The following is a 19,942-nucleotide window of genomic DNA, read 5'->3' as shown; positions in this document are numbered from 1 at the left end:
TACAGCAGCCGTCCGGCGACGACATCGCGTACGGACCCTCGTACGCGCCGGACGACCGCAGATCTGACGAGGAGGCCATTGCCGCTGAGGGACTATTGAGATCCCACCGGCAATGGCCTCTTTGCATGTGCACCACGAGGAGATCCCCCATGACCAAGTCCGACAACGGCGGCGACGGCAAAAAGACCGGCCGCTATCTCCTGAAGCTCTCCGGCGAGGCGTTCGCCGGCGGCGGCGGTCTGGGCGTTGACCCGGACGTGGTGCACGCCATCGCCCGGGAGATCGCGTCCGTCGTACGTGACGGAGCCCAGATCGCGGTCGTACTCGGCGGCGGCAACTTCTTCCGCGGCGCCGAACTGCAGCAGCGCGGCATGGACCGGGCGCGCTCCGACTACATGGGCATGCTCGGCACCGTCATGAACTGCCTGGCCCTCCAGGACTTCCTGGAGAAGGAGGGCATCGACTCCCGGGTCCAGACCGCCATCACCATGGGCCAGGTCGCGGAGCCGTACATCCCGCTGCGCGCCGTACGGCACCTGGAGAAGGGCCGCGTCGTGATCTTCGGCGCCGGTATGGGCATGCCGTACTTCTCCACCGACACCACCGCCGCCCAGCGCGCCCTGGAGATCGACGCCGAGGCGATGCTGATGGGCAAGAACGGCGTGGACGGGGTCTACGACTCCGACCCCAAGACCAACCCGGACGCCGTCAAGTTCGACGCACTCGGGTACGGCGAGGTCATCACCCGCGACCTGAAGGTCGCCGACATGACCGCCATCACCCTGTGCCGGGACAACAAGCTGCCCATCCTCGTCTTCGAGCTGCTCGCCGCAGGCAATATCGCGCGCGCGGTCAAGGGTGAGAAGATCGGCACGCTCGTGAGCGACCAGGGCACCCGGGCCTGATCCGGGGGACCTCCCCGAGGGATAGACAAAGCCCTGCCGGTCGGACACCGTGCAGGAAAGAGACGCGACGCAGCCGGCCGCCCCGTGCAAGCCGGGCCCACTCAAGACACGCAGGAGCAAGTGGTGATCGAAGAGACCCTCCTCGAGGCCGAGGAGAAGATGGAGAAGGCCGTCGTGGTCGCCAAGGAGGACTTCGCCGCGATCCGCACCGGTCGTGCGCACCCGGCGATGTTCAACAAGATCGTGGCGGACTACTACGGTGCGCTGACGCCGATCAACCAGCTGGCGTCGTTCTCGGTACCCGAGCCGCGGATGGCCGTGGTGACCCCGTTCGACAAGACCGCACTGCGCAACATCGAGCAGGCGATCCGCGACTCGGACCTGGGCGTCAACCCGAGCAACGACGGAAACATCATCCGGGTGAACTTCCCCGAGCTCACCGAAGAGCGCCGCCGGGACTACATCAAGGTCGCCAAGTCCAAGGCCGAGGACTCCAAGATCTCGATCCGCTCGGTGCGCCGCAAGGCCAAGGAGGCCATCGACAAGGCCGTCAAGGACGGCGAGGTCGGCGAGGACGAGGGCCGCCGTGCCGAGAAGGAGCTCGACGACACCACCGCGAAGTACGTCGCGCAGGTGGACGAGCTGCTCAAGCACAAGGAATCCGAGCTCCTCGAGGTCTGATGAACGACTCTTCCTGGGGGGCTCCGCCGCAGGCCGGCCACTGGAGACCGCCCGAGATGGGCCCTGTCCAGGGGCCTGCGTCGGCGGGTCCCGCCTACGATGAGCCCGCGGCGCAGCAGACTCGGCCCATGCCGATCGTGCCCGAGGTGCCTGACGCCGGTGACGGTGAACCCATGCCCAGCACGCCGTCACCCCAGCAGCCCGCGCAGCCGCACAAGGCCCCGCGCAAAAAGCGCGCGGGCCGTGACCTGCGCGCGGCGATAGGGGTCGGCGTCGGCCTCGGCGTGGTCATCGCCGCGTCGCTGTTCATCGTGAAGGCCGCCTTCATCGGCGTCATAGTGATCGCCGTCGTGGTCGGACTGTGGGAGCTCACCTCACGGCTCGCGGAGCGCAAGGAGATCAAGGCCCCGCTGGTGCCGCTCGCGGTCGGCGGGACGGCGATGGTCGTGGCCGGGTACGTACGCGGCCCCGAGGGCGCCTGGGTGGCGATGGCACTCACGGCGCTCGCGGTGCTGGTCTGGCGGATGGCCGAGCCGCCGGATGGCTACCTCAGGGACGTCACGGCCGGGGTGTTCGCGGCGTTCTACGTGCCGTTCCTGGCGACCTTCGTGGCGCTGATGCTCACCGCCGACGACGGTCCGCAGCGGGTGCTCACCTTCCTGCTGCTGACCGTGGTCAGCGACACCGGTGCGTACGCGATCGGCTGGCGCTTCGGCAAGCACAAGCTGGCTCCGCGCATCAGCCCCGGCAAGACCCGTGAGGGGCTGCTCGGCGCGGTCTCCTTCGCGATGGCGGCCGGTGCGCTGTGCATGCAGTTCATGATCGACGACGGCACCTGGTGGCAGGGGCTGCTGCTCGGGCTCGCGGTCGCGGCCAGTGCGACGCTCGGTGACCTCGGGGAGTCGATGATCAAGCGGGACCTCGGCATCAAGGACATGGGGACCCTGCTGCCGGGCCACGGCGGCATCATGGACCGCCTGGACTCGCTGCTGCCGACGGCTCCGGTGGTGTGGCTGCTGATGGTGATCTTCGTAGGTTCTTGACCTGCGGTGCGTTCCTGTAGTTCTTGACCTGTGGTTATACGAAGCGGGGCCCGTTGTCCACAGGACGGCGGGCCCCACTTCGTACATCTGCGACACTGGATGAACCATGCCCAAGCCCGGAGAACTCACTTTCGTCGCGCCCCGCGGAGCCAAGAAGCCCCCGCGGCATATCGCCGACCTCACGCCCGCCGAGCGTAAGGAGGCTGTCGCTGCCGTCGGCGAGAAGCCCTTTCGCGCCAAGCAGCTCTCGCAGCACTACTTCGCGCGGTACGCGCACGACCCGGCCGAGTGGACCGACATCCCCGCGGCGTCGCGGGAGCGGCTTCGGGAAGCGCTGCTGCCCGACCTGATGTCGGTGGTGCGGCACATCAGCTGTGACAACGACACCACCCGCAAGACCCTGTGGAAGCTGCACGACGGCACGCTCGTCGAGTCCGTGCTGATGCGGTACCCGGACCGGGTCACCATGTGCATCTCCTCGCAGGCCGGCTGCGGGATGAACTGCCCGTTCTGCGCGACCGGGCAGGCGGGTCTCGACCGCAACCTGTCCACCGCCGAGATCGTGCACCAGATCGTGGACGGCATGCGCGCGCTCAGGGACGGCGAGGTCCCCGGCGGGCCCGCCCGGCTGTCGAACATCGTCTTCATGGGCATGGGCGAGCCGCTCGCCAACTACAACCGCGTCGTCGGCGCCATCCGCCGACTGACCGACCCCGAGCCGGACGGCCTGGGCATCACCCAGCGCGGCATCACCGTGTCCACGGTCGGTCTGGTCCCCGCGATGCTGCGGCTCGCCGACGAGGGCCTCAAGTGCCGCCTCGCGGTCTCGCTGCACGCACCCGACGATGAGCTGCGGGACACCCTCGTCCCGGTCAACACGCGCTGGCAGGTGCGGGAGGTACTCGACGCGGCCTGGGAGTACGCCGACAAGTCCGGGCGCCGGATCTCCATCGAGTACGCGCTGATCCGCGACATCAACGACCAGGCCTGGCGTGGTGACCGGCTCGGCCGCCTGCTCAAGGGCAAGCGGGTGCATGTGAACCTGATCCCGCTGAACCCGACACCGGGGTCGAAGTGGACGGCCTCCAGGCCGGAGGACGAGAAGGCCTTCGTCGAGGCGATCGCCGCCCACGGCGTGCCGGTCACCATCCGCGACACCCGCGGCCAGGAGATCGATGGAGCGTGCGGGCAGCTCGCCGCGGCCGAACGGTAGTCTGGCTCCGTACATCTTCATATTCCGACAGGGGAGCGCCACAGCGCTGAGAGTGCGGCACCGTCCAGGCCGCAGACCCTCTGAACCTTGCCCCGGTCATTCGGGGTAGGAAGTTCGGTCATCACCTCATGCTGTTGCGCCCTGCCCGAAAGCCAGCCAAGGCTTCGGGCAGGGCCGCGTCTCTTCCTGGTCACCCAGGAGGAATCCAGTGAGCACCATCAAGAAGGCCGCGGCGCTCGCCGTGGTCACCAGCCTCGGCCTGGTCACTCTCTCCGCGTGTGGGAGCGAGGACGGCGACTCCGGCTCGTCCCAGAGCGGCTCCAAGACCGTGACCCTGGTCAGCCACAGCTCCTTCGCCGCGTCCAAGGACGTACTCAAGGAGTTCGAGAAGGAGTCCGGCTACAAGGTCAAGGTCCTCAAGGGCGGCGACGCGGGCGAGGCCGTCAAGAAGGCCGTCCTGGTCAAGGGCAACCCGCAGGGCGACGTCTTCTTCGGCGTCGACAACACCCTGCTGTCCCTCGCGCTCGACAACGACCTCTTCACGCCGTACGAGGCCAAGGGCCTGGACCGCGTCCCCGATGAGCTCCAGCTCGACCGGGACAAGCACCGGGTCACGCCCATCGACACCGGCGAGATCTGCGTCAACTACGACAAGAAGTACTTCGCCGACAAGAAGCTGGCGCCGCCGAGCTCCTTCGACGACCTGGTTAAGCCGGAGTACAAGAACCTGCTGGTCACCGAGAACGCCGCGACCTCGTCGCCCGGCCTCGGCTTCCTGCTCGGCACCGCCGCCCAGTACGGCGAAGGGGGCACCTCCCGCTCGAGCGAAGCCGAGAGTGGGGGAGGCTGGCAGGACTACTGGAAGAAGCTGAAGGACAACGGCGTCAAGGTCGTCGACGGCTGGGACCAGGCGTACAACGAGGAGTTCTCCGGCTCCGCGGGCGGCAAGAAGGCCAACGGCGACCGGCCGCTGGTCGTCTCGTACGCCTCCAGCCCGCCGGCCGAGGTGTACTTCGCCGAGCCGCAGCCGAAGGAGGCGCCGACCGGGGTCGCGACCGGCACCTGCTTCCAGCAGACCGAGTTCGCGGGGCTGCTGGACGGCGCGAAGAACGAGGCGGGCGGCAAGGCCCTGCTGGACTTCCTGATCTCCAAGAAGTTCCAGGAGGACATGCCGCTGAACATGTTCGTGAACCCGGTCGTCAAGGACGCCGAGCTGCCCGAGGTGTTCACCGAGTTCGGCGCGAAGGCCGACGACCCGCAGACCATGGACCCCAAGAAGATCGCCGACAACCGTGAGGCCTGGACCAAGTCGTGGCAGTCGCTGGTCCTGAAGTAGAAGGAGAAGGAGAAGGAGACGAGCGCCGGACAGGGCCTTCGGCGGGCGACCGTACGAAGAGCACCCGGCGGGGGTGCGCGGCGCGGCTCGGCCTGATGGCCCTGCCCGTCGCGTTCTTCGCGGTCTTCTTCGCCTACCCGGTCACGGCGATCGTCTCGCGCGGCCTCAAGGCCGACGGGGTCTGGCACCTCGGCCGGTTCGCCGATGTGCTGGGGGACCCCGACATCCTCCAGGTCCTGTGGTTCACCACCTGGCAGGCGCTCGCCTCGACCGCGCTCACCCTGCTGATCGCCCTGCCGGGCGCGTATGTCTTCGCGCGCTTCGACTTCCCCGGCAAGCAGGTGCTGCGGGCGGTCGTCACCGTCCCCTTCGTGCTGCCCACCGTCGTGGTCGGCTCCGCGTTCCTGGCGGTGCTCGGCCGCGGCGGGCTGCTCGACCAGCTGTGGGGCCTGCGCCTGGACACCTCGGTCTGGGCGATCCTGCTCGCCCATGTCTTCTTCAACTACGCCATCGTCGTCCGTACCGTCGGGGGCCTGTGGTCGCAGCTCGACCCGCGCCAGGAGGAGGCGGCCCGGATGCTCGGCGCCTCGCGGATGGCCGCCTGGCGCAAGGTGACCCTGCCCGCGCTCGGGCCCGCCGTCGCGGCCGCCGCGCTGATGGTGTTCCTGTTCACCTTCACCTCCTTCGGCATCGTCAAGATCCTCGGCGGCCCCGCCTTCGCCACCCTCGAAGTGGAGATCTACCGGCAGACCGCACAGATGCTCGCCCTGGACACGGCCGCCGTACTGACGATGGTGCAGCTCGCCGCGGTCGGCGCGATCCTCGCCGTGCACGCCTGGACGGTACGCCGCAGGGAGACCGCGCTGCGCCTGGTGGACGCGGCGCACACCACGCGCAGGCCACGCGGCGCGGGCCAGTGGGCGCTGCTCGGCGGCGTACTGCTCACCGTCGTCCTGCTGATCCTGGTACCGCTCGGCGTACTGGTCGAACGGTCCTTCAACACCTCCACCGGCTACGCCACCACGTACTACAAGGAGCTCACCTCCGAGGAGGGCGGCGCCTTCCTGGTGCCGCCGATCGACGCGATCGGCAACTCGCTCCAGTACGCGCTCGCCGCCACCGTCATCGCGGTCGTGATCGGCGGCCTCGCCGCCACCGCCCTCACCCGCAGGGCGGGCCGCCTGGTCCGCGGCTTCGACGCCCTGCTGATGCTGCCGCTCGGCGTCTCCGCCGTGACGGTCGGCTTCGGCTTCCTGATCGCCCTGGACGAGCCGCCGCTGGACCTCAGGTCCTCCTGGATTCTGGTGCCGCTCGCCCAGGCGCTGGTCGGCGTGCCCTTCGTCGTACGCACCATGCTGCCCGTACTGCGCGCCGTGGACGAGCGGCTGCGCGAGGCCGCCGCCGTACTCGGGGCCTCGCCCTGGCGGGTGTGGCGCGAGGTGGACCTGCCGCTGGTACGGCGGGCCCTGCTGATCGCCGCGGGCTTCGCCTTCGCCGTCTCGCTCGGTGAGTTCGGCGCGACCGTGTTCATCGCGCGGCCCGACAACCCGACCCTGCCGGTCGCCGTCGCGACCCTGCTCGGCCGCGCAGGCGAGCTCAACTACGGCCAGGCCATGGCCCTTTCGACCCTGCTGATGCTGGTGTGCGCGGTCTCGCTGCTGCTGCTCGAACGCATCCGTACCGACCGGACCGGAGAGTTCTGATGCCAGCCCTGCTGCGCCTGGCCGAGGCCACCGTCCGCTTCGCGGGCAAGCCCGCGCTCGACGGCGTCGACCTGGAAGTCGCCGAGCACGAGATCGTCTGCGTACTCGGGCCGAGCGGCAGCGGCAAGTCCACGCTGCTGCGGGTGGTCGCGGGACTCCAGCCGCTGGACGGCGGCCGGGTGCTGCTCGAAGGCCGCGACCAGGGCCGGGTCCCCGCCCACCAGCGGGGCGTCGGCCTGATGTTCCAGGACCATCAGCTCTTTCCGCAGCGGGACGTCGGCGGCAACGTCGCCTTCGGGCTGACCACACGCGCGGTGCCGCGTGCCCAGCGGGAGGAACGGGTCCGGGAGCTCCTTGAGCTGGTCGGACTGCCGGGCGCCGGAGGCCGCGCCGTCGCCTCGCTCTCCGGCGGCGAACAGCAGCGCGTCGCCCTGGCCAGGGCACTGGCCCCCCGGCCCCGGCTGCTGATGCTGGACGAGCCGCTCGGCCAGCTCGACCGGTCGCTCAGGGAGCGCCTGGTCGTCGAACTGCGCGAACTCTTTGGCGAGTTGGGCACCACCGTACTGGCCGTCACCCACGACCAGGGCGAGGCATTCGCGCTCGCCGACCGGGTGGTGGTGATGCGGGACGGCCGCATCGCCCAGACCGGAACCCCGCTGGACGTCTGGCAGCGGCCCGCCGACGCGTTCGTCGCCCGCTTCCTCGGCTTCGACAACGTGGTCGAGGCCACGGTCAGCGGCGAGGCGGCGGACACACCCTGGGGCAAGATCCCGGTCCCTGCCGGGTCCGCGCAGGGCGTACGGAGCCTGCTGGTGCGCCCCGCGGGCGTCCGACTCGTACCGGAGGAGGAGGGGCTGCGCTGCCGAGTGGCGGCCCGCACCTTCCGCGGCACCCATGTCGCCGTGCATCTCCAGCCCGCCGACGCGCCCCGGCTCGAAGCGGCCTGCGGTCTGCGGGACGCCCCCGACGTGGGCGAGTGGGTCGGGGTGGCGTTCGACGTGGAGGACGTTGTCGTGCTGGCGTGAGCGCCGCGGGCGGAAAACCACATGTCGCGGTGCCGACGGCGATCTAGGGTGCCGCCCATGACTCCCTCCCTGGACCACGACCGCTACTGCGACGAGATCATCCGCCAGACCGAGCTGCTGCGGGCCCACCTGGACGGCGCCGATCTCTCGGTCACCGTGCCGACCTGCCCGGACTGGAGCCTGCGCGACCTCGCCGTACACATCGGCGGCGCCCACCGCTGGGCCGAACAACTCGTGCGCACGAAGGCGACCGAGGAGATTCCCGAAGAGCAGGTCCCCGGCCTCCTCGGCCCGGACGGTGACGACCCCGCCGCTCTGGATACCTGGCTGGCCGACGGCGCCGAGGGGCTGGCGAAGGCACTGCGCGCCGCCGGTCCCGACACCGAGGTGTGGACCTGGGCGTGGGAACACCGCAGTGGGTTCTGGGCGCGGCGGATGGCCCACGAGACGGTCGTGCACCGCGCGGACGCGGCCCACGCGGTGCGCGCCGAGTACGTACTGGCGCCCGAGGTGGCGGCCGACACGATCGACGAGTGGCTGGAGATCGTACGCTTCGCCCAGCGCACCGAACCGGAGGACAGCGCGGGGGAGTTGCGCGGCGGTGGCCGCAGCCTGCATCTGCACGCCACCGACACCGCACCCGCGCTCAACGCCGAGTGGCTGATCGAGTTCGGGGACGACGGCTTCGCGTGGCGGCGCGGACACGAGAAGGCGACGGTCGCGCTGCGCGGTCCGCTCACCGACGTGCTCCAGGTCTTCTACCGACGACTGCCGGTCGACAGCGAGCGGGTGGAGGTGCTGGGGGAGCGGGAACTGCTGGCCTTCTGGCTGGAGCGGGCCACGTTCGGCTGAGCTCGCGCGCGGCAGGCTCTCAGGCCGAGGCCAGGGACTCCAGGGCCTCGGGCGCCTCCTCCACCGTGTCGACCAGCGCGATACGGGACTCCATCGCCCGCTCGCGCGCCAGCGCCCGCAGCAGCGGCCAGGCGGGCAGTCGCTCCGTCCAGTACGCGCGGTTCACCAGCACCATGGGGGTCGGCGCGCCCAGCGACTCGTAGTAGTTCGGGGTGGCGTTGTCGAAGATCTCCTGCACGGTGCCGGCCGCGCCCGGCAGGAAGACGACGCCCGCGTTCGAGCGGGCCAGCAGGCCGTCCTCGCGGGTGGCGTTGGCGAAGTACTTGGCGATGTGCCCGGCGAAGGCGTTCGGCGGTTCATGCCCGTAGAACCACGTTGGGATACCCACCGAGTCGCCGCCCCGCGGCCAGCGTTCGCGCACCGCGAAGGCGGCCCGCGCCCAGTCGGTGACCGAGGGGGTGAAGGACGGGGTCTTGGCGACCAGTTCGAGCGCCTCGTCCAGCATGCCGTCGGCGTGCGGCGCCCCGTACGCGCCCAGGTTCGCGGCCTCCATGGCGCCGGGTCCGCCGCCGGTGGCGACGGTCAGCCCGGAGCGGGCCAGGGTGCGGCCCAGGCGGGCCGCACCCGCGTAGTCGCGTGAGCCGCGGGACATCGTATGGCCGCCCATGACGCCCACCACGCGGGCGCCGGTGAGGAGTTCGTCCAGGCTGTCGGAGATCGCGTCGTCGTGGATGGCGCGCAGCATCGACGCGAAGATCTCGCCCTCCGCCTTGCTCTGCTGGAACCAGGCGTAGGCGCGGGCGTCGGGCGTGGCGTCGTATCCGTCGGCGAGCCCCGCGAACAGCTCGGCGGGTGTGTAGAGCCACCCGCGGTACGGGTCGAAGGGCAGCCCAGGCACCGGAGGGAAGACCAGCGCGCCGCCTGCCCGCACCTTCGCCGACGCGTCCGGCCGCATCGGGCAGCCGAGGAACACCGCGCCCTCGGTGTCGCACGACAGCAGCGCGGAGGTGCGTTCGGTCAGGTCGACGGCCTGGACGCGGTAGTGGGCGAGGCTCCCGCCGGCGGCGACCGTGTCGAACTCGGCGAGGCTCGCGACCTCGCGACGCGGCGACTCCACGGGGGAGGGTTCCTGGGGCACGGGCTCATGCTAAGCGGCTCCCCTGGCGTCGCTCAGGACCGCGCGGGCGGCACGGCCTGTGTCATCGCCGAGGGCGGGGGCGACACATCGCCGCCGTCGTGGTGGATCGGTGTGTGCGCGCCGGTGAGGGAGACGCCGGTGCCGCCTCGGCGGGCCGCGATGATCTCGGAGGCGATGGACAGGGCGGTCTCCTCGGGCGTACGGGCGCCCAGGTCCAGGCCGATCGGGGAGTGCAGGCGGGTCAGCTGCAGGTCGGTGACGCCGACTTCGCGTAGGCGCGTGTTGCGGTCTTCGTGGGTGCGGCGGGAGCCCATCGCGCCGACGTAGGCGACGGGCAGGGTCAGGGCCAACTGGAGGAGCGGGACGTCGAACTTGGCGTCGTGGGTGAGGACGCAGAGCACGGTGCGGCCGTCGACCTCCGTGCGCTCCAGGTATGTGTGGGGCCACTCGATGACGATGTCGTCGGCTTCGGGGAAGCGGGTGCGGGTGGCGAATATCGGGCGGGCGTCGCACACCGTGACGTGGTAGCCGAGGAACTTGCCGACCCGTACCAGCGCCGAGGCGAAGTCGATCGCGCCGAACACGATCATCCGCGGGGCGGGCACACTCGACTCCACCAGCAGGGTGAGGAGTTGGCCGGAGAGCGTGCCGTCCTCGGCGAGTGCGCAGGAGCCGTCCGCGCCGAGGGTGAGGGTGCCGGTGCGGCCACTGTCCAGCATCGCGGCGGCCTCGCCCGCGGCGGTGTGGTCCAGGTCGGGATGGCCACCGAGGCTGCCTTCGTACGAGCCGTCCGGGTGCACCAGGAGCGCGCGGCCCCTGAGTTCGGCGGGGCCTTCGATGATCCGGGCGAACGCCGCCGCGTCGCCCGAGGCACCCGCGGCCAGGGCCGCCTCGAAGACCGGGCGGGCCGGGGAGTCCGTACGGACCGGGGTGACCAGGATGTCGATCACCCCGCCGCACGTCAGACCCACCGCGAAGGCGTCCTCGTCGCTGTAGCCGAACTGCTCGACGACGGACTCGCCGTCTTCGAGGGCCTGTTGGCACAGGTCGTAGACAGCCCCCTCCACACACCCGCCGGAGACCGACCCGATCGCCGTACCCTCGCCGTCAACAGCGAGCGCCGCGCCCGGTTGCCGGGGGCCGCTGCCGCTCACGGCCACCACAGTGGCCACGGCGAAGTCACGTCCCTGCTCGACCCACCGGTGCAGATCTTCGGCGATGTCCAGCATGTCGGCCTCCGGGCGGGTCTCGGGTGGATGGCTGGTTTCCCTCTTGGGGCAAGCGTCAGGTGTCGGTGAGGTGCTCGGGACGGATCGGCACCCGGGTGAGGGCCAGGCCCGTCGCCTGCCGTACCGCCGCGACGACGGCCGGTGTGGACGACAGGGTCGAAGCCTCGCCGACCCCGCGCAGGCCGTACGGTGCGTGGTCGTCGGCCAGTTCGAGCACGTCCACCGGGAGCGGCGGGGTGTCCAGGATGGTGGGGATGAGGTAGTCGGTGAAGGAGGGGTTGCCGACCTTCGACTCCGGATCCACCACGATCTCCTCCATGACCGCGAGGCCGAGCCCCTGCGTCGTACCGCCCTGGATCTGGCCCACGACCGACAGCGGGTTGAGCGCCTTGCCGACGTCCTGGGCGCACGCCAGCTCGACGACCTTGACCAGGCCGAGGTCCGTATCCACCTCGACCACGGCGCGGTGTGCCGCGAAGGAGTACTGGACATGGCCGTTGCCCTGGCCGGTCTCGCGGTCCAGGGGGTGGGTCGGGCGGTGCCGCCACTCCAACTCCAGGTCGACCGCCTCCTCTTCGAGTACGTCCGCCAGGTCGGCCAGCGCCTCGCCGCCGTCGGTGACGACCTTGCCGCGCTCCAGCAGGAGTTCGGCCGTCGCCCAGGCCGGGTGGTACGAGCCGAACTTCCGCCGCCCGATCTGAAGGACCTTCGCGCGCACGGCCTGGCAGGTGTGGCGTACGGCGCCCCCGGTGACGTACGTCTGCCGCGAGGCGGAGGTCGACCCGGCGCTGCCCACCAGGGTGTCGGCGGGCTGGATGGTCACCTGGGCGACGCCGAGCTCGGTGCGGGCGATCTGCGCGTGCACGGTGACCCCGCCCTGGCCGACCTCGGCCATCGCGGTGTGCACCGTCGCCACCGGCTCGCCGCCGACGACCTCCAGCCTGACCCGTGCCGTGGAGTAGTCGTCGAAGCCCTCCGAGAACCCGACGTTCTTGATGCCGACCGCATAGCCCACACCCCGTACGACGCCTTCGCCGTGGCTGGTGTTGGACAGGCCGCCGGGCAGTGCGCGCAGGTCCGCGCCCTCGCCCGCCGACTCCCACTGGCGCTCGGGCGGCAGCGGCATCGACCTGACCCGGCGCAGCAGTTCGGCGACCGGGGCGGGGGAGTCGACCGGCTGCCCGGTGGGCATCAGCGAGCCCTGCTCCATGGCGTTCAGCTGCCGGAACTCCACCGGGTCCAGGCCCAGTCCGGCCGCGACCTTGTCCATCTGGGACTCGTAGGCGAAGCAGGCCTGGACGGCGCCGAAGCCGCGCATCGCGCCACACGGCGGGTTGTTGGTGTAGAGCCCGATGGCCTCGATGTCGACGTTCTCGCAGACGTACGGGCCAAGGCCGAGCGATGCCGCGTTGCCGACGACGGCCGGGGTCGAGGACGCGTAGGCGCCGCCGTCCAGGACGATCCGGGCGACGACATGGGTGAGCCGGCCCTCGCGGGTCGCGCCGTGCTCGTAGGTGATCCTGGCCGGGTGGCGGTGCACATGGCCGAAGAAGGACTCGTAGCGGTTGTAGACCATCTTCACCGGCTTGCCGGTGTGCAGGGCCAGCAGACAGGCGTGGGCCTGCATGGACAGGTCCTCGCGGCCGCCGAAGGCACCGCCGACACCGGACAGGGCGAGCCGCACCTTCTCCTCGGGCAGGCCGAGCACCGGGGCGATCTGCTCGCGGTCGACATGCAGCCACTGCGTCGAGACATACAGGTCGATACCGCCGTCATCGGCCGGGACCGCGAGCCCGGACTCCGGGCCGAGGAACGCCTGGTCCTGCATGCCCACCTCGTACTCCTCGCGCACGATGACCGCGGCACGCGCGCGTGCCGCCTCGACGTCGCCGCGCCGGACCGGCTGGCGGTGCACGATGTTCGGGTGCGGGACGTGCGCGGCGTGGTGGTCGTCCCGGTCCGGGTGCAGCACCAGGGCGCCGGGTCCGGTGGCCGAGGCCTCGTCGGTGACCGGCGGCAGGACGTCGTACTCGACGACGATCTTGGCGGCGGCGCGGCGCGCGGTCTCCGGGTGGTCGGCGGCGACCAGCGCGACGGGCTCGCCGTGGTGGCGGACCCGGCCGTCGCAGAGCACCGGCTGGTCGCGGAACTCCAGGCCGTACAGCTTGGCTGCGGGTAGGTCGGCGTAGGTCAGCACCGCGTACACACCGGGCTGGCGCAGGGCCTCGGTGATGTCGAGCCGGGTGATCAGGGCGTGCGCGTGCGGGGCGCGCAGGGTGTGGCCCCACAGCATGTCCTCGTGCCACAGGTCGGACGCGTACGCGAACTCGCCGGTGGCCTTGAGGATGCCGTCCGGGCGCAGTGTGGACTCGCCGACACCGCCCCTGGTCCGCGCGCCCTGGGTGATGCGGGTGGGGACGCCCACGGTGCCGGTCATGTCAGCCGCCCTCTCCCTCTGCTGATGATCCCGCTCCGGCTCCCTGCCGCGTGGCCGCCAGGCGGACCGCGTCAAGGATCTTCTCGTACCCCGTACAACGGCAGAGATTGCCGGAGAGTGCCTCACGGATGTCGGCGTCCGTCGGATCGTTGTCGCGCCTGAGGAGGTCGTCGGCCGCGACCAGCAGCCCAGGGGTGCAGAAGCCGCACTGGACGGCGCCCGCGTCGACGAACGCCTGCTGGATCGGCGCGAGTTCACCGCTCTCGTCCGCCCCCGCGAGCCCCTCCACTGTCAGCACCTCGCGGCCCTCGGCCTGCCCCGCCGCGACCAGACAGGAGCAGACCAGCACGTCGTCCAGGCGGACCGTGCACGAGCCGCACTCGCCTTGCTCACAGGCGTTCTTGGAGCCCGGCAGGCCCATCCGCTCGCGCAGTACGTACAGCAGCGACTCGCCCTCCCAGACGTCGTCCACCTGCCGGGGGCGGCCGTTGACCCGCAGGTTCAGACGCATGGTGCGCTCCTTACGCCCGAGCGGTACGCATCCCAGCACCACGTCAGCGTGCGGCGGGCCAGTACGCCCACCGCGTGGCGGCGGTAGGCGGCGCTGCCCCGTACGTCGTCGATCGGATCGCAGGCGCCCGAGGCGAGCTGGGCGAACTCCTCGGCGACCGAGGGGGCGACGGCCTTGCCGTTGTCCCAGCAACCGCCCTCTTCGAGTGCCGCGTTGAGGAAGTCCTCGGCTGCCAGCGCCCGGATCGGGGTCGGCGCCGCCGAGCCGATGCCCGTGCGCACCGTACGGCTCTCAGGATGGAGGGCGAGCGAGAAGGCGCAGACCGCGATCACCATCGCGTTGCGGGTGCCCACCTTGGAGAACTGCTGCGGCCCGTCGGCCTGGGGGATGTGCACGGCCCTGATCAGCTCGTCGGGCTTCAGCGCATTGCGCTTGACCCCCGTGAAGAACGCGTCGATCGGGATACGCCGCGAGCCGCGCGCCCGCGACTCCGCCTCGACCTCACAGCCCGCCGCGAGGAGCGCCGGATGCGCGTCCCCGGCGGGCGACGCGGTCCCCAGGTTGCCGCCGACACTCCCGCGGTTGCGGATCTGCGGCGAGGCCACCGTGTGCGAGGCGAGCGCCAGGCCGGGCAGCTCGCCCCGTAGCTCCGCCATGATCTGCGTGTACGGGACCGACGCGCCGAGCCGGACCGTCCGCTCGCCGCCCTCGGACTCGTCCATGGTCCACTCGGCCAGTTCGCCGACGCGGCCCAGGTCCAGCAGGTGGTCGGGGCGGCGGTGGTCGAAGTTGATCTCGACCATCACGTCGGTGCCGCCCGCGATCGGCACGGCCTGGGGGTGCGCTGCCTTGGCGGCGAGCGCCTCCTCCCAGCTGGCGGGACGAAGGAAGTCCATACGGCCAGTATCGACCGAAGCGCCCCCTGAGAGCCTTTTCTGAACCCCCGCCCGCGCCCCGACGCCCGGCACGCACCCTCGGGGCCGGTCGTCAGCCCTGCACCGCGGCCGGGTCCATCCACATGACCTCCCAGTGGTGCCCGTCCGGGTCCTGGAAGGAGCGGCCGTACATCTGGCCGAAGTCCTGCGGGTCCTTCGCCGGGGAGCCGCCCGCGGCCAGCGCGCGGTCCGCGAGCTCGTCGACCTTCTCGCGGCTCTCGGCGCTCAGGCACAGCAGGACCTCGGTGCTCCTGGTGGCGTCCGCGATCGGCTTGATCGCGAACTCGCCGAAGCGCGGTTCGGTGATCAGCATCGCGAAGATGGTGTCGCTGATGACCAGGCAGGCGGTGGTCTCGTCGCAGAACTGCTCGTTGAAGGAGTACCCGAGCTCGCCGAAGAACTTCTTGGAGACGTCGAGGTCCTTGACCGGCAGGTTGACGAAGATCATCTGCTGGTAGCCGTTGTCCGCCATGTTGCTTGCTCCTTGTGTCTATCCCGTTGGTGTGTCGCTTCGTAGGGGTAGACGGCCGTGTCCCACGGGACTCATCGGTCCCCGCGAGATTTTTTCCGTACGTTCTTCGGCACGGCCATCAGCGGGTCATGGGAAGCGCCGCCAGAGCCGCAACCGCCCAGGTCAGCGGGCCGAACACAGCCAAGAGCGCACCCGCGCGCAGCGCCGCGGCCCCGCGCAGCACCGATACCGGGGCGCCCAGCCGGACCAGCGCCGCCGTGGTGTGGGCGCGCGCCTGCCGGGCCTCCAACGCAGCGGTCGCCAGGGTCAGCAGCGGGCACCCCACCACCAGGACGGCGCCGAGCACGGTCAGCGGGCCGATCTGCGGCTGCCGGGCGCCATACAGCGCGGCCACCGCGATCCCGCCCGCCGCCACCGCGCACACCACGCCCAGCGGGCGCCCGATCCGCTGGGCCTCCGCGCGCAGCACCCGGCCCGCGAGCAGCCGGGCCGCGCCGGGCCGCAGGGCCCCGAGCAGGCGCCCGCACAGCGCGGTGAGCCCGGGGCCCGCCAGGGCGAGCCCGAGCGCGGTCACCGCCCACCCGGCGAGCACCCCGGCCGGGATGCCCACCAGCCGTCCCGGCATCGGCAGCCCGTCCGGTGTGCCCTGGGCCGTGGCCGCGTAGGTCTCCACGGCCAGGCCCGCCGCGATCAGCGCCACGCCCCACGGCAGCCCGGTCGGCGCGGGCGCGGGGGCGGCGGGCTGCCGTGGGTCCTGCTCGCCGCGGGGGCCGGGCCTGCGCGGCCGCAGGACCAGGGCGGCGCAGCAGGAGGCGATCACCGGGGTCAGGGCCAGCAGGGTCAGCGCGGCCGCCAGCGGCAGCGACTGCCCGCCGCCGAGCAGTCCGGCCGCCGCCCCGTCGAAGGGCAGCCCCGTCAGGTCGCCGCGCAGATGCAGGAAGAACAGCAGCGCGAGCATCGAGCCGAGGGTGCAGGCCATGGCGGTGGTGGCCGCGGCCAGCACCATCAGCCGGACCGGCCCGAGCCCCACCGCGGACAGACCGGGCTGCGGCCGGGTCCCCGGGTCCGTACGCGCCACGGCCACCGCGAGGTGCACGGTGGCGGCGAGCGGCGCCGCACACCAGGCGAGCCGCAGCAGGGCGCTCTGGGAGGCCTCCGGGTGGCCCATCGCGTACCCGAGGGTGCACAGGAGCAGGAATCCCGTACCGGCGGCGGCAGCCGCGACGGTCAGCCGGCGGATCAGGATCAGGGGATGGGCGCCGCGGGCTAGGCGGAGAGCGAGCACGCCGCCCCTTTCGGCTCGGGGGACTCCGCGACGCGTACGGCATGGACGCGGCGGCCGTCGAGCAGCGAGACGGTGCGGTCGGCGAGGGGGGCGTCGGCCGCGCCGGTGGATCCGGTGACGGCGGGGTCATGGGTGGCGAGCACCACGGTGATGCCGTGCGAGCGGGCGGCCGTGGTGAGCGTACGCAGCACATGGGCGCGGTCGGCGCGGTGCAGCGGAGCGGTGGGCTCGTCGGCGAACAGCACGGTGGGCGCGGTGACCAGGGCGCGGGCGATGGTGACGCGCTGCCGCTCGGACTGCAGCAGCGCGTGCGGCCGGCTGCGGGCGCAGGGCCCGACGTCCAGGCGCTCCAGCCACTCCAGGGCGGCCTTGCGGGCCGCGCGGTGCGAGTCGCCGCGCAGCAGCAGCGGCAGGGCGGCGTTCTCCCAGGCGGTGAGCTCGGGGACCAGCTGCGGCTCGGGGTCGATCCAGCCGAACCGGTCGCGGCGCAGCCGCTCACGTACCAGTGGGCCCATGGTGTGCACCGGCGTCGAGTTGAACCACACCTCGCCCCGCTGGGGCATCAGCTGGCCCGACAGACAGCGCAGCAGTGTCGTCTTGCCGCACCCGCGCGGGCCTGCCACGGCGAGGATCTCGCCCTCGCGCACGCCGATCGAGACGCCGGTGAGGGCGGGCGAGCCGTTGTGCGAGACGTGCAGGGCGCGTGCCCAGAGCACGTCGTTGTCCGGCGGGGCCACCATGGGGAAACACCTCGGTTCAGTTGCTCCGGTTACGCAGGGCCATCCCCCCCCGTGAGCCGTCCCCCGTACGAGGGAACGAGGAGGAAGCCGATTGGTCACAAGCGCGGGTGCGGTTGACTGTGCACAGCGCGTCGCGAGAACCAAGCGCGCGCTGCCTCCTGAATATGGGTCGACCGGGCTGGTTTCAACCCGGCTGGTGTTGATCGCGTCAGACTCGACCGCTCGCTGAGCGACTGAGCAGCGTGAGCCAGGGATCCCCCTGCTTTGGCAGGGGGAGGATTCAATGAACCGTAGGGATTGCGGCGTACGGAGCGCACAACACACGGCCCGGGCAGCCGCGTTCTCACTCGAACGGGCCACCCGGGCCGTGTGCATGTCCCGGCGTGTCAGAAGCGCCGGAAGCCTGACCGGTGTCGCTGTCAGAGCTTCGTCCAGGCCTCCGTCAGGACGCTGCGCAGGACCTGCTCGATCTCGTCGAAGGTCGACTGGTCGGAGATCAGCGGCGGCGCCAGCTGGACGACCGGGTCGCCACGGTCGTCGGCGCGGCAGTAGAGGCCGTTGTCGTACAGCGCCTTGGAGAGGAAGCCGTACAGGACGCGCTCGGTCTCCTCGTCGTTGAAGGACTCCTTGGTGGCCTTGTCCTTCACCAGTTCGATGCCGTAGAAGAAGCCGTTGCCGCGGACGTCGCCGACGATCGGCAGGTCCTTCAGCTTCTCCAGGGTGGCGAGGAACGCGCCCTCGTTGTCCAGCACGTGCTGGTTGAGGCCCTCGCGCTCGAAGATGTCGAGGTTGGCGATGCCGACCGCGGCGGAGACCGGGTGGCCACCGAAGGTGTAGCCGTGCAGGAAGGTGTTGTCACCCTGGTAGAACGGCTCGGCGAGGCGGTCGGAGATGATGCAGGCGCCGATCGGGGAGTAGCCCGAGGTCATGCCCTTGGCGCAGGTGATCATGTCCGGTACGTAGCCGAACTTGTCGCACGCGAACATCGTGCCGAGGCGGCCGAAGGCGCAGATGACCTCGTCCGAGACGAGCAGCACGTCGTACTGGTCGCAGATCTCGCGGACCCGCTGGAAGTACCCGGGCGGCGGCGGGAAGCAGCCACCGGCGTTCTGCACCGGCTCCAGGAAGACGGCGGCGACCGTCTCGGGGCCCTCGAAGAGGATCTGCTGCTCGATCTGGTCGGCGGCCCAGCGGCCGAAGGCCTCCGGGTCGTCGCCGTGTATCGGGGCGCGGTAGATATTGGTGTTCGGCACCTTGTGGGCACCGGGGACCAGCGGCTCGAAGGGGGCCTTCAGGGCCGGCAGGCCGGTGATGGACAGGGCGCCCTGCGGGGTGCCGTGGTAGGCGACCGCGCGCGAGATGACCTTGTACTTGGTCGGCTTGCCCTTGAGCTTGAAGTACTGCTTGGCGAGCTTCCAGGCGGTCTCCACGGCCTCACCGCCACCGGTGGTGAAGAAGACCTTGTTCAGGTCGCCGGGGGCGTAGTTGGCCAGCCGCTCGGCCAGCTCGACGGCCTTCGGGTGGGCGTAGGACCACACCGGGAAGAAGGCGAGCTCCTGGGCCTGCTTGTACGCGGTCTCGGCGAGCTCGTGGCGGCCGTGGCCGGCGTTCACCACGAACAGTCCGGAGAGGCCGTCGAGGTAGCGCTTGCCCCGGTCGTCGTAGATGTAGGTGCCCTCGCCGCGCACGATGGTCGGCACAGGGGCATTCTCGTACGAGGACATGCGGGTGAAGTGCATCCACAGGTGGTCGTACGCGGTCTGCGAGAGGTCCTTGCTCACGGCTATCGGGTTCCCCACATATAGGTCTGCTTCTTGAGCTTGAGGTAGACGAAGCTCTCGGTGGAGCGCACGCCCGGGATGGCCCGGATGCGCTTGTTGATCACTTCGAGCAGGTGGTCGTCGTCCTCGCAGACGACCTCCACCATCAGGTCGAAGGAGCCCGCGGTGAGCACCACGTACTCGACTTCGGACATGGCGGCTAGTGCGTCCGCCACGGGGTCGAGGTCGCCCTCGACGTTGATGCCGACCATCGCCTGCCGCTTGAATCCCACGGTGAGTGGGTCGGTGACGGCGACGATCTGCATCACGCCCTGGTCGAGCAGCTTCTGTACGCGCTGGCGTACGGCAGCCTCGGACAGGCCGACCGCCTTGCCGATAGCGGCATACGGACGGCGTCCGTCCTCCTGGAGCTGCTCGATGATCGCGAGGGAGACGGCATCGACGGTGGGTGTCGATCCGTTCCCGGTCCTGGAGTCTGCGCTTCGGCTGGCCACGCCCACACTGTGCACGAGGTCTCGTCTGTTCCGCAACCCCAGATCGATGAAATCCGTTGTTCTCGTGCTCGGATCTCGCGGATTTCGTAGATGTGACCGGCTAGGTATGTCGAAAGCGTCGGTGAACGGACTAGGGTGGGCATCTCACCCACTGGACATCTG

Annotated in this window: 18 protein-coding genes and 1 riboswitch; of the genes, 8 read left to right on the top strand and 10 right to left on the bottom strand. The window is 70.9% G+C overall.

The genetic code is table 11. The features are described from left to right. Nucleotides 1–149: 149 nt before the first annotated feature. From pyrH to U9R90_RS08945, 8 genes are all read left to right on the top strand, one after another. A complete protein-coding gene (gene pyrH / locus U9R90_RS08980; protein ID WP_411055866.1) occupies nt 150–905 on the top strand; it encodes a UMP kinase in 756 nt (251 codons plus the stop codon). A gap of 123 nt (nt 906–1,028) precedes the next feature. Continuing rightward, a complete protein-coding gene (gene frr, locus U9R90_RS08975) occupies nt 1,029–1,586 on the top strand; it encodes a ribosome recycling factor (protein ID WP_156721384.1) in 558 nt (185 codons plus the stop codon). After that, nucleotides 1,586–2,629 (top strand): phosphatidate cytidylyltransferase, encoded by a 1,044-nt coding sequence (locus U9R90_RS08970; protein WP_411055865.1) that lies wholly within the window; start codon nt 1,586–1,588, stop codon nt 2,627–2,629. Before frr ends, U9R90_RS08970 begins: the two co-directional genes overlap by 1 nt. Nucleotides 2,630–2,735: 106 nt before the next feature. Beyond that, nucleotides 2,736–3,842, top strand: coding sequence for a 23S rRNA (adenine(2503)-C(2))-methyltransferase RlmN (gene rlmN, locus U9R90_RS08965; RefSeq protein ID WP_411055864.1), 1,107 nt, complete (start codon nt 2,736–2,738; stop codon nt 3,840–3,842). Between the two features lie 19 nt (nt 3,843–3,861). After that, a riboswitch (TPP riboswitch) is annotated at nt 3,862–3,972 on the top strand. A 78-nt stretch (nt 3,973–4,050) separates the two neighbouring features. Then, nucleotides 4,051–5,178 carry a thiamine ABC transporter substrate binding subunit gene (locus U9R90_RS08960; protein ID WP_411055863.1) on the top strand — a complete coding sequence of 376 codons (1,128 nt, stop codon included), beginning with the start codon at nt 4,051–4,053 and terminating at the stop codon, nt 5,176–5,178. Between the two features lie 95 nt (nt 5,179–5,273). Beyond that, nucleotides 5,274–6,881, top strand: coding sequence for an ABC transporter permease (locus U9R90_RS08955; RefSeq protein WP_411055862.1), 1,608 nt, complete (start codon nt 5,274–5,276; stop codon nt 6,879–6,881). Further along, nucleotides 6,881–7,906: an ABC transporter ATP-binding protein gene (locus U9R90_RS08950; RefSeq protein ID WP_411055861.1), complete on the top strand. Its 1,026-nt coding sequence runs from the start codon at nt 6,881–6,883 to the stop codon at nt 7,904–7,906. Before U9R90_RS08955 ends, U9R90_RS08950 begins: the two co-directional genes overlap by 1 nt. Before the next feature lie 57 nt (nt 7,907–7,963). Continuing rightward, the gene (locus U9R90_RS08945; protein ID WP_411055860.1) at nt 7,964–8,758 is read left to right on the top strand and encodes a maleylpyruvate isomerase family mycothiol-dependent enzyme; all 795 of its coding nucleotides are present in this window, start codon (nt 7,964–7,966) and stop codon (nt 8,756–8,758) included. 19 nt (nt 8,759–8,777) lie between these two features. On the opposite strand, the gene U9R90_RS08940 is transcribed toward U9R90_RS08945, so the two are convergent. The 10 genes from U9R90_RS08940 to U9R90_RS08895 form a co-directional block, all read right to left on the bottom strand. Then, complete coding sequence (locus U9R90_RS08940; RefSeq protein WP_411055859.1) at nt 8,778–9,896, bottom strand: LOG family protein; 1,119 nt, start codon at nt 9,894–9,896, stop codon at nt 8,778–8,780. Nucleotides 9,897–9,928: 32 nt separating this feature from the next. Further along, entirely contained in the window at nt 9,929–11,125 is a 1,197-nt protein-coding gene (locus U9R90_RS08935; RefSeq protein WP_411055858.1) for an XdhC family protein, read from the bottom strand. Between the two features lie 55 nt (nt 11,126–11,180). Next, nucleotides 11,181–13,562 (bottom strand): xanthine dehydrogenase subunit D, encoded by a 2,382-nt coding sequence (pucD, locus tag U9R90_RS08930; RefSeq protein ID WP_411055857.1) that lies wholly within the window; start codon nt 13,560–13,562, stop codon nt 11,181–11,183. Nucleotide 13,563: 1 nt separating this feature from the next. After that, nucleotides 13,564–14,073, bottom strand: a complete 510-nt coding sequence (locus tag U9R90_RS08925; RefSeq protein WP_411055856.1) for a (2Fe-2S)-binding protein — start codon at nt 14,071–14,073, stop codon at nt 13,564–13,566. Next, entirely contained in the window at nt 14,064–14,969 is a 906-nt protein-coding gene (locus U9R90_RS08920; protein WP_411055855.1) for an FAD binding domain-containing protein, read from the bottom strand. Before U9R90_RS08920 ends, U9R90_RS08925 begins: the two co-directional genes overlap by 10 nt. Nucleotides 14,970–15,060: 91 nt before the next feature. Further along, nucleotides 15,061–15,480: a VOC family protein gene (locus tag U9R90_RS08915; RefSeq protein WP_411055854.1), complete on the bottom strand. Its 420-nt coding sequence runs from the start codon at nt 15,478–15,480 to the stop codon at nt 15,061–15,063. 118 nt (nt 15,481–15,598) lie between these two features. Continuing rightward, on the bottom strand, nt 15,599–16,765 hold the full coding sequence (locus U9R90_RS08910; protein WP_411055853.1) for a hypothetical protein: 1,167 nt from the start codon (nt 16,763–16,765) through the stop codon (nt 15,599–15,601). Next, nucleotides 16,747–17,505: an ABC transporter ATP-binding protein gene (locus U9R90_RS08905; protein ID WP_411055852.1), complete on the bottom strand. Its 759-nt coding sequence runs from the start codon at nt 17,503–17,505 to the stop codon at nt 16,747–16,749. Before U9R90_RS08905 ends, U9R90_RS08910 begins: the two co-directional genes overlap by 19 nt. A 419-nt stretch (nt 17,506–17,924) precedes the next feature. Beyond that, nucleotides 17,925–19,304: an aspartate aminotransferase family protein gene (locus tag U9R90_RS08900; RefSeq protein WP_411055851.1), complete on the bottom strand. Its 1,380-nt coding sequence runs from the start codon at nt 19,302–19,304 to the stop codon at nt 17,925–17,927. Continuing rightward, nucleotides 19,289–19,780 (bottom strand): Lrp/AsnC family transcriptional regulator, encoded by a 492-nt coding sequence (locus tag U9R90_RS08895; RefSeq protein WP_411055850.1) that lies wholly within the window; start codon nt 19,778–19,780, stop codon nt 19,289–19,291. Before U9R90_RS08895 ends, U9R90_RS08900 begins: the two co-directional genes overlap by 16 nt. Nucleotides 19,781–19,942 lie beyond the last annotated feature (162 nt).

This window comes from Streptomyces sp. E11-3, assembly GCF_046540415.1.
Classification (GTDB): Bacteria; Actinomycetota; Actinomycetes; order Streptomycetales; family Streptomycetaceae; genus Streptomyces.
Note: the sequence above shows the minus strand (reverse complement) of the source record. Positions and strands in the feature narration are given on the sequence as shown.